The organism is Saezia sanguinis (genome assembly GCF_003991585.1).
Taxonomy (GTDB): domain Bacteria; phylum Pseudomonadota; class Gammaproteobacteria; order Burkholderiales; family Burkholderiaceae_C; genus Saezia; species Saezia sanguinis.
In genome coordinates this window covers 1-425 of record NZ_PQSP01000024.1, presented here as the reverse complement: position 1 = coordinate 425, position 425 = coordinate 1, and the positions used below count along the sequence as shown (strand labels likewise).

The following is a 425-nucleotide window of genomic DNA, read 5'->3' as shown; positions in this document are numbered from 1 at the left end:
CTCAGGCGCTCGGTAAGCTCTCCCTGCACCCCGATCTTGACTTCCCCGACGTTCCTGCCGATGTCACTGCTCAGTGCCATGCCATTGAGCTGGACGCCATTGTCAACGTTGTTGTGCAGCCAGTTAAGTTCGATAAAGGGTGCCACGCCTTTTTGGTCTGTGGCGAGTTGCCCGTACAACCGGGCTCCCAGCCGGGTCTGGTAACCGCTGGCCTGGTTGTTGCTGTACCAGGTGCCGTGGCTGTCGTAGAAGTTGTCGGCTTCCAGATGGCTGTAGATGACCTGGGCATGGGGTTCAAGTATCCAGGCGCTGCCGTCTTCATGCCGGTTGATTTCAATGCCGTAGCCGATTTCTGCCGAGAGCGCATAACCGCTGCTGTCGTATTTGCTGGTGTGGCTTTGTGCAGCTCCGCTGAGTTGGTTGTC

General features: G+C 57.6%; 1 protein-coding gene. It reads right to left on the bottom strand.

Annotation, left to right across the window (positions count from 1 at the left end; genetic code table 11):
- A partial coding sequence (locus CUZ56_RS14835) for an autotransporter outer membrane beta-barrel domain-containing protein (RefSeq protein ID WP_126981193.1) occupies positions 1–425 on the bottom strand: 425 nt, incomplete at both ends.